The organism is Longimicrobium sp., from assembly GCF_036554565.1.
Lineage (GTDB): Bacteria > Gemmatimonadota > Gemmatimonadetes > Longimicrobiales > Longimicrobiaceae > Longimicrobium.
The window spans coordinates 1-8,829 of record NZ_DATBNB010000667.1 but is presented as its reverse complement, the minus strand read 5'-3'; the positions used below and the strand labels follow the sequence as shown (position 1 = coordinate 8,829).

Here is an 8,829-nt window from a genome sequence, read left to right as displayed (position 1 = left end):
ATCTGCTCGGCGCCCGCGTGCAGCGCGTCGCGGGCGGGGGGCGTATCGATGCCCGTGTCCACCAGCACGTGCCCGTCATCGCCCTCGATCACCCACGCAGCCACCTCGCTGGGGGGAAAGGGGAGCGGGACGGAAAGGCGGTGGACCCCCGGCGCCACCTCGCGCGCCGGGGCCGGGGCTGCCGCGCTCAGGCGCCCTCGGGAAAGAAGCGCCGCCCGTCCGCCGCCATTTCCTCCAGCATCCGCGCGGGCGCGAACCGCCCGCCGAAGCGCTGCTCCAGCGCACGCAGCCGGCGCAGCACCTCGGCCGCGCCCGTGGTGTCGACGAACCAGAACGGCCCGCCGCGGAACGGCGGGAAGCCAATGCCGAACACCGCGCCCACGTCGCCATCACGGGCGCTGCGCAGCACGCCTTCCTCCAACGTGCGCACGGCCTCGTTGATCATCGCCAGGCCCAGCCGCTCCTGGATCTCCTCCGCCGCCATCGTCTTCTTCGCCGGGCTGCCGAACACCGCGTAGGCGCTCTCGTCGGGGCCGCCCTTCTTCCCGTCCCCATCATAGCGGTAGAAGCCCTTGGCGTTCTTCCGCCCCAGCCGCCCGTCGGCCACCATGCGGTCGATCAGGTCGCTGGGCGTCATCCGGCTGGCGAAGGCGGCGGCCATGATCTTTCCCGCCTTTTGCGCCACGTCCAGCCCCACCTCGTCGTACAGCGTCACCGGGCCCACGGGAAAGCCCCACTCCGTCATCGCCTCGTCCAGCTCCTCCATCCGCACCCCCTCCTGCAGCAGGAGCGCGGTTTCGGCCATGTAGGGCGACAGGATGCGGTTGACGTAGAAGCCGGGAGCGTCGTTCACCACGATGGGCGTCTTGCCGATCTTCTTGGCGTATGCGTGCGCGGTGGCCGTCACCCAGTCCGCCGTGCCGGCGTGGGTGATGATCTCCACCAGCGGCATCTTTTCCACCGGGGAAAAGAAGTGCAGGCCGATCACGTGGTCCGGGCGCGATGCCGCTTCGGCCAGGCGGGCGATGGGGATGGTGGAGGTGTTGGAGCCCAGGACGATGCCCTCGCGCGTGGCCGCCTCGATCTCGCGGATCACGCGGTGCTTCAGATCCAGGTCCTCGAACACGGCCTCCACGATCACGTCCGACGCGGAGAAGCCCGTGTACTCCGTCGTGGGCTGCACGCGGTCGAGCAGCTTAGTGACTTCGTACTTCTTCATCCGCTTGCGCTCGGCGCGCTTCTTCAGGCTCTGCCGCGCGGTCTTGAGCCCCTTGGCCGCGGCCTCGAGCTTCACGTCCTTCAGCCGCACGCGGATCCCCGACTCGGCCGAGGCCGCGGCGATCCCCGCGCCCATGAACCCCGCGCCCACGACGGCGATCTGGTCCACGTTCTTCGCCTTGGCATCCGTCTGCAGGCCGGGGTCGTTCTTGGCCGCGGTGCTGGTGAAGAAGACGTGCACCAGCGAGCGGGCCTCGGGCGTCACCGCCAGCTCGCCGAACGCCTGCGCCTCCAGCGCGAAGCCCTGCTCGATGGGCTTGTCGATCCCCCGCTCCACCACGCGGAGCAGGCGCAGCGGCGCGGGATAGAGTCCCTTGGTCTTGTCCATCACCCCCTGCCGCGCCTTGCTGAAGATCAGCCGGCGCATGGGGAGCAGGTTCTCCAGCCGCTCGGGCGAGCCCGTGGCGCGGCCGGCCTTCGCCTTGCGCGTGCGGTCCGCGAGCTCCAGCGCCACGCGGCTGGCCACGCTCAGCAGCACGGGCGCGGGAACCACCTCGTCGACGATGCCCGTCTTCATGGCGCGCCGCCCGTCGAGCTGCTTGCCCGTGAGCATCAGGTCCAGTGCGGCGCGAAGCCCGATCAGTCGGGGAAGGCGCTGCGTGCCTCCCGCGCCGGGGATGATGCCCAGCTGCACCTCGGGAAGGCCGAGCTTGGTCTTGGGGCTGTCGGTGGCGATGCGGTACGAGCAGGCCAGCGCCGTTTCCAGCCCGCCGCCGAGCGCCGCCCCGTCGATGGCGGCGACCACGGGAATGTGCAGGCGCTCCAGCCGGTTGAGCATTTCCTGGCCGGCGCGGCTGGCGGCCTCGGCGTCGGCGGGGGTGTTGAAGTGCTTGAACTCCTCGATGTCGGCGCCGGCGATCCAGGTGCCCTTCTTTTCGGAGATGATGACGGCGGCGCGCACCCCGGCTTCGCCGTCTTCCAGCCGCTCCAGGATCGCCGTCATTTCGGCGAGCAGGCCGGCGGAGATGACGTTGACGGGGCGGCTGGGATCGTTCAGGCGGATCACGGCCAGGCCGTCGGTGATGTCCATCCGCACGGCGGAAGCGGTCTGCGTCGGTTCGTCCAGCATGGTCGCCATCTCACCGGCTCCTGGTTTGTTCGTTTGGGTCCCACCCCATAATCTGTCATCCTGAGGCGCAGGCGCACCGAACCGGCCCGCACCTCAGACCACGCGCGCCGAACGATCCAGCCTGGGGCACTTCTCAGCCTGGGCGCGGCAGCGTGCATCAGTTCCTGGAACGCGCCCCCCCACCGGGGCCCCTCCCCGGCCCCTCCCCGCACGGTACTGCTGTGCGGAGAGGAGAGGGGAGAACTTTGGTTCTGGGGCGACTGGGTGCGGCGCATGCCGCGGCGCCCCCCATCCCCAACCCTTCCCCCGCAAACTGCGCGGGGGAAGGGAGCCAGTTTCGTGCGCATCCACTGCTGCCGATGTACCGGCTGGCGACGGTGGCTGGCCGGGGTGCGCTTCGATGACTCCGGCGCAGTCCCCGGCTGCCCTCTCCCCCCGGCCCCCTCTCCCGCAAGCGGGAGAAGGGGAGAACTGCATCATCTCAACGTCGCGCCACACGGCCGAACTCGCGCCACGGCAAGCCAGTCTGCGAAGGCAGACTTCGTGTGGTCGTTGCAGCGAATTCATTCGCCCGTGCAGGCCCTCTCCGCCGGCCTACATCGCCGACATGCCGCCGTCCACCGCCAGCACCTGGCCCGTGACGTAGCTCGCCGCGGGAGAGAGCAGGAAGAGCGCCGCGCCCAGCAGCTCGTCGTCTCCACCCACGCGGCCCAGCGGCACCAGGCGCGACAGGGCCTTTTCAGCGTGGGCCAGCACGTGCTCGGTCATCTTGGTGGGAAAGAAGCCCGGGGCTACCGCGTTCACCCGGATGCGGTGGCGCGCCCACTTCACCGCCAGGTCGCGCGTCAGCGCGATCACCGCCCCCTTCGACGCGCTGTATCCCGCAGCGTCCATGATCTCCGGCGGGCTTCCCTTCATCCCCGCGATGGACGCCACGTTCAGGATGGCTCCGGGCGCGCCCCGGGCGATCAGGCGGCGCCCCAGCTCGCGCGAGCAGAGGAAGGTGCCGGTGGCGTTCACCTCCATCACCTTGCGCCACGCGTCCACCGTCATCTCCGCGGCGGGCGCGCCCCACGAGGTGCCGGCGTTGTTCACCAGCAGGTCCACGGGCCCTAGCTCCGCCTCCGCCTGCTCGAACGCGGCGCGCACCTCGTCCTCGGACGACACGTCCAGCCGCAGCGCCAGCGTCCGCGCGCCGTACTCCCCCGCCAGTTCGCCCGCCACCTCCCCGCACGCGTCGCGCTTGCGCGACCCCAGCGCCACCGCGGCGCCCGCCTGCGCCAGCCCGCGTGCAATCTGCTCGCCCAGCCCGCGCCCGCCGCCGGTGACCAGCGCCACGCGCCCCGTCAGGTCGAACAGCTCGCGTACGCCGCGCATTCCGGTCCCCGCGTCCCGGGTGGATTCCGTCCGTCAGCTGAGCCGCGATGGACAATCTAAGCGGCGCGAAAACCCGCGCAAATGCTAGGAATTGTGAGCGACGCTCATCCGCGTGGGACGCACGTCGCCGCGGATCTCACCCCAGCCCCAGGATCCGCTCGGGATCGGTGACGGCCTCGCGCAGGGAGCGAACGGCGAGGTCGGCGGGAAGGGGGCGCGTGGGGTCGTGCAGCAGGGCCACGCAGCGCATTCCCGCCGCGCGCGCCGCGGTCATCCCCGCCACTGCATCCTCGATGACCGTGCAGCGCTCCGGCGCCACGCCCAGCCGGCGGGCCGCGAGCAGGAACACGTCCGGCGCCGGCTTTCCGCGCGGCACCTCCTCCCCCGTCGCCCGCGCGGCGAAGGCATCGCTCACGCCGAGTTCGGAAAGCACCTGGTCGATGAACGACATCGGCGAGCTGGAGGCGACCGCGATGGGCACGCCGCGCGCGCCGAGCAGGGCGATCAGCTCGAGCGCCCGTCCATCGGCACGATCCGCCCCGGGGCGCGCTCCGCCATCCGGCCCCACTTGTCCCGCGTCCACCGGGCGAATTCCGCGGCGTCCACCGCCCGGCCGAGCACCGCGGGAAGAAAATCGCGGTCGGCAATGCCAGCGTACCGGCGCGTCAGGTCGTCGGGGTCGATCTCGATCCCCCACCCGCGCAGCAGCTCGGACTCCACCTCGGAGTGAAGGCGCTGGGTGTCGGAGATCACCCCGTCCATGTCGAAGATCACGGCATCCATCCGCGGATCATACGCCCTTTTCCGCCTCGCCGCGAGCAGGGGAGTGACGCGCCGCAGATCCGTTCGGCCCGACCCGGTCGTATGCCTTTGTGAGGGGGGCGCGAAGGTGGGCCCCGCGAAGACGAGAACGAGGTTGAACGCACGGTTTCGGCACCCGCGCCAGGACCGTCGAAATCGTGCGTCCATTATTGTAGAATGTTTGTATAACCTTGGTCCGGTAAATGCATGGGGGTTCCGCCACCGGTTTGGCGTGCCCTCCTGGCGAGTCGGATGGGGGAGGATCGGGAAGGCAGCCGCCCTCAAGAGGGGCTGGGCAGGCGCACCACCACCTCTCCGCCCCGGCGGACAGGTTTTCAATCCACTCGGACGGGGAGGAAAAGGGTCTAGATGAAACGATTGCTACCACGGCTTGCCCTGGGAGTCGCGTGCTGCGCGATGACCAGCACGGCGGCCCAGGCGCAGGACGAGATGATGATGGGGCGGCAGGTCAGCCGCTTCGATCTCGGGGTGTACGCGGGCGGGTCGCTGACCAGCGCGTGGTTCGACAGCCGGACGGTGACGCTGAACGCCACCGTCGCGCCGGTCGAGAACGACGACGAGGAGAGCTTCGCTCCCGGGTTCGGCGGTGCCTTCGGGGCCATCGCCAACTTCTGGTTCACGCCGCAGCTGGGCCTGCGGGCGCATGGTGCCTACCTGCCCATGCAGCCGCCGCGGTCGGACGGTGCGTTCGAGGGCGTCGGCGAAAGCAGCAACTTCATTGTCAACAGCTACGTGTACGACCTGAACCTCACGATGCGTCCCTTCGTGATGAGCGGTTCGCGGCTGCTGTCGGGAATGTACGCGTTCGTGGGCGGCGGCGGGCTGACCGCCGACGTCGCGGGCACCGACCGCACGGCGTGCGAGCCGACCGAGCAGGCGCTGGCCGCGTGCCTTCCGCTGCGGCCCAAGTACGCCACGGTGGGCCAGGGCAACGGCGGAATCGGCTTCGACCTGATTCCCCTGGGCCCCGTGTCGCTGTTCACCGAGGCCGGCGTGCACGTCTACGATTCGCCGGTGCACGTGGGTGACGACTGGGTGGGGCCCGTTACGGCCCGCACCGGCCAGCGCGTGCGCGTCGCCGACGACCGCACCGCCGTCACCGGGCGCCTGGTGCTGGGGCTGAAGGCCATGTTCGGCAACCTGCTTCCCCCGCCGGCGCCGGTGGTACTGCCGCCGCCGCCGGTGGAGGTTGCGCCGCCGCCACCGCCGCCGCCGGCCATGAACCCCATGCGCGAAATCCAGGTGTGCGTGGTGGAGAACGGCGCGCTGCGCAACGTGACGGCGCAGTACAACACGCAGACGGGCGACACGACCTGGGCGGGCGGAATGCAGCCCGGCATGACGGGCTACGCCGCGGGTGCCACCTGGTTCATCAACAACGAGCCGGTGACCATGATGGGCCGCCGTTACGTGAAGTACGGGCTGCCCCGCGTGCTCGGCGTCAACGAAGTGTCGCGAGTGGGCGAGTTCCAGGGCGTGAGCGTGTTCGCCGAGACCGGAGCCGCCGGCACCCCCGAGGTGCTGTACGTGCCGGTTCGGTCGGGATGCGAGTTCCAGCCCTACCAGACGGAAGTCAAGGCCGGCGCCGTTCGCGGCGACTGACGGGACGGAATTTCAACCCCCGCGGCGGGTGCCGCGGGGGGCACCACCGGAGAGGCGCCACACGGCGCAGTGCTCCATCCACTTGCAGGGAGGAAACGATGACACTGGCGAAAACGCGGGGCCGACTGGGTGCGGCCGCCGTACTGACCGCCGCCGCTCTGGCGGGCGTGGCCCTGATGGCCCGCGAAGGCACCAGCTCCGACCACGTCGACACCGCCGAGGTGGAACTGAGCCCGCAGCTCGACATCAACGACGTGTACGTGTTCCCCGGCAGCGCCGACAACCGGATCGTGCTGGTGATGGACGTGGCCTCGCCCATCAACGCGCTGGGCCGCAGCATCACGCGGTTCGACCCCAACGCGCTGTACCAGTTCAAGATCGACAACAACGGCGACGCCCGCGAAGACCTGGTGCTGCAGTTCCTGTTCGACGAGATGAGCGACGGAAGCGCCCGCGTGAACGTGCTCGGGCCCGCGGCGCCCAACAACGTCGACACGCAGGGAATGCGGAACCGCCCGGTGGCCGGGCCCGTTTCGGCGAACAACGCCTACAACGCCACGTTCACCACGGCCAACGGCATGACGGTGTTCGCCGGGCCGCGCAACGACCCCTTCTACATCGATCTCGAGCAGTTCCTGCAGATCGTGCCGGACCGCCGCCCCGCCACCTTCCTGACCGAAGTGGCGACGGACAACAAGAACCCGACGGCCTTCTGCGGCCCCGCCGCGCCGTTCGACACCACCTGCCAGCCCAAGGACCTGCTCCTGGGCGCCAACACCCTGTCGATCGTGGTGGAAATGCCCGAGTCGATGCTGGGCGCGGCCACGGGGAACGACGCCAAGCTGGGTATCTGGGCCACCATCGGCCGCTGACGGAAATGCGGCCGGCCACGCACGCGGCCGGCTGACGAGATCACCAACACGCGAGGAGTTTTACGATGTGGAAGATGAAAACGGCGGGCGCCCTGGCGCTCGCCCTGGTGGCGGCCCTGAGCGCCGGCGCCTGCAGCGACGATGCGACGCGCACGATCGTCGAGGTGCAGAAGAAGGACACGGTCACCGTGACCATCCGCGACACGGTTCGCGTGGGCAACACCAGCCTGGTGTTCGACCAGATCGAGCGCCTGGGCAACCCCCTGGTGAGCGAGGTGTTCGTGGAGAAGCGTGAGCACGACTTCTTCAACACCACCAACCCCATCACGGACGTCGCCAACTTCCGTGACGACATCCAGCGCTTCGTCACCGGCGTCGCCGGGCGCGACGCGGCCTACGCGACGGCTGTCGCGGCGGCGCTGACCCCCGACATGCTGGCGGTGTTCCCCAACCGCGCGGCCGGCGTGACGGCGGCCAACACCGACGCCTCGGCGCTGGTGGGGTGGCTGACCCATGCGCTGGCGCCCAACAACACGGGCTACGGAGGCCGCAAGCTCGACAACGACGACGCGGTCGACAAGGGCCTCATGGTGATCTTCGGCACGGCGCTGGGCAACACGAACAACGTCAGCCCGGGCCTGAGCACCGACAACGTTCCCGACAACCAGACGGACCCCGACGCCTTCCCGTACGTCGCGGCGCCCAACTGACCGGGTGATGGAACGGCGCGGGTCCCGTCCTCCGGCGGGGCCCGCGCCGGCCGGCACCCGCCGGCTACGCTGGACAGGTTCTGAAGAGCCGCTTTTGCTGAAGAGAAGGATGCGCACGATGCCCATGAAGCCCGGTCTCTCGCCCGTCGCCGCCGCCGTCCTGGCGCTCGGCGCTTTCGCCGCGGTCGGCGCCGCCCTGGGCGGCAAGGCCGCGCCGCGCGACGCGATGGCGGCCGAGTCGCTGGCCGGGCTGTACCCGTCGGCCGAGGCGCAGGCGGCGGAGACCGAGAAGGCGATGGCGTTCTACAACCTGCGCCTGGAAGCCGACCCGCGGAGCGCATCCGACCAGGCCAACCTGGCCGGGCTGTACCTGCAGCGCTCGCGCGAAACGGGCGAGTTCGGCGACGTGCTGAAGGCCGAGGCGCTAGCCCGCGCGTCGCTGAAGCTGCGCAGCCGCTCCAACGCCAAGGCCTTCCGGCAGCTTGCCGCCAGCCTGCTGGCGCAGCACCGCTTCGCCGAGGCGATGACGATCGCCCGCGAGCTGGTGCGCATCTGGCCCGAAGACCCGGCGCATCGCGCGCTGCTGGGCGAGCTGCAGAGGGAGGTGGGCGACTACGCGGCGGCCGAGGTCACCTTCGGCACCATCCGCCAGCACGCCGACAACCTGGCCGTGGCCCCGCGCCTGGCCCGCTGGGCCGAGCTGCACGGCCGCCCGGACGAGGCGCGCGCCATCTTCGCCGCCTCGCTGCGCCAGGCGCTGTACCGCACCGACTTCACGGGCGAGCAGGTGGCCTGGTACTACCTGCGCCTGGGCGACGTGGAGCTTCGCGCGGGCGAGGTGAACGCGGCCGAGAGCGCCTTCCGCTCCGGGCTGGTGATTGCCCCCGGCGACTACCGGCTGCTTTCGGCCCTGGCGCGGCTGGAGCTGGCGCGCGGCCGGTACGCGAAGGCGGCCGAGCTGGGCGAGCAGGCGACGGCGACCGTGCTGGACCCGGCCACCCTGGGAATCGTCAGCGAAGCGTACGCGCTGCTGGGCGACCGCGAGCGGGCCGACGAGTACGCCGGGGCCATGAAGGTGGCCGTGCAGGGGCAGACCGCG

Annotated in this window: 8 protein-coding genes; 4 read left to right on the top strand and 4 right to left on the bottom strand. The window is 70.6% G+C overall.

Features of this window, described 5'->3' with window-relative positions; translation table 11 throughout:
* Nucleotides 1–187: 187 nt before the first annotated feature.
* The 4 genes from fadJ to VIB55_RS18490 form a co-directional block, all read right to left on the bottom strand.
* Complete coding sequence (gene fadJ / locus VIB55_RS18505) at nt 188–2,356, bottom strand: fatty acid oxidation complex subunit alpha FadJ (RefSeq protein ID WP_331878152.1); 2,169 nt, start codon at nt 2,354–2,356, stop codon at nt 188–190.
* 585 nt (nt 2,357–2,941) lie between these two features.
* On the bottom strand, nt 2,942–3,724 hold the full coding sequence (locus tag VIB55_RS18500) for a glucose 1-dehydrogenase (RefSeq protein ID WP_331878151.1): 783 nt from the start codon (nt 3,722–3,724) through the stop codon (nt 2,942–2,944).
* Nucleotides 3,725–3,860: 136 nt separating this feature from the next.
* On the bottom strand, nt 3,861–4,307 hold the full coding sequence (locus VIB55_RS18495) for an HAD-IA family hydrolase (protein WP_331878150.1): 447 nt from the start codon (nt 4,305–4,307) through the stop codon (nt 3,861–3,863).
* A complete protein-coding gene (locus VIB55_RS18490) occupies nt 4,229–4,507 on the bottom strand; it encodes a hypothetical protein (RefSeq protein ID WP_331878149.1) in 279 nt (92 codons plus the stop codon). The genes VIB55_RS18495 and VIB55_RS18490 overlap by 79 nt, the downstream gene beginning before the upstream one ends.
* A 435-nt stretch (nt 4,508–4,942) precedes the next feature.
* Between VIB55_RS18490 and VIB55_RS18485 the strand changes: the two genes are divergently transcribed.
* The 4 genes from VIB55_RS18485 to VIB55_RS18470 form a co-directional block, all read left to right on the top strand.
* Nucleotides 4,943–6,148, top strand: a complete 1,206-nt coding sequence (locus tag VIB55_RS18485) for a hypothetical protein (protein ID WP_331878148.1) — start codon at nt 4,943–4,945, stop codon at nt 6,146–6,148.
* Between the two features lie 98 nt (nt 6,149–6,246).
* The gene (locus tag VIB55_RS18480; RefSeq protein ID WP_331878147.1) at nt 6,247–7,020 is read left to right on the top strand and encodes a DUF4331 family protein; all 774 of its coding nucleotides are present in this window, start codon (nt 6,247–6,249) and stop codon (nt 7,018–7,020) included.
* A gap of 65 nt (nt 7,021–7,085) precedes the next feature.
* Complete coding sequence (locus VIB55_RS18475; RefSeq protein ID WP_331878146.1) at nt 7,086–7,730, top strand: DUF4331 family protein; 645 nt, start codon at nt 7,086–7,088, stop codon at nt 7,728–7,730.
* A gap of 118 nt (nt 7,731–7,848) precedes the next feature.
* Nucleotides 7,849–8,829, top strand: a 981-nt coding sequence (locus VIB55_RS18470) for a tetratricopeptide repeat protein (protein WP_331878145.1), incomplete at its 3' end; no start/stop codon positions are given.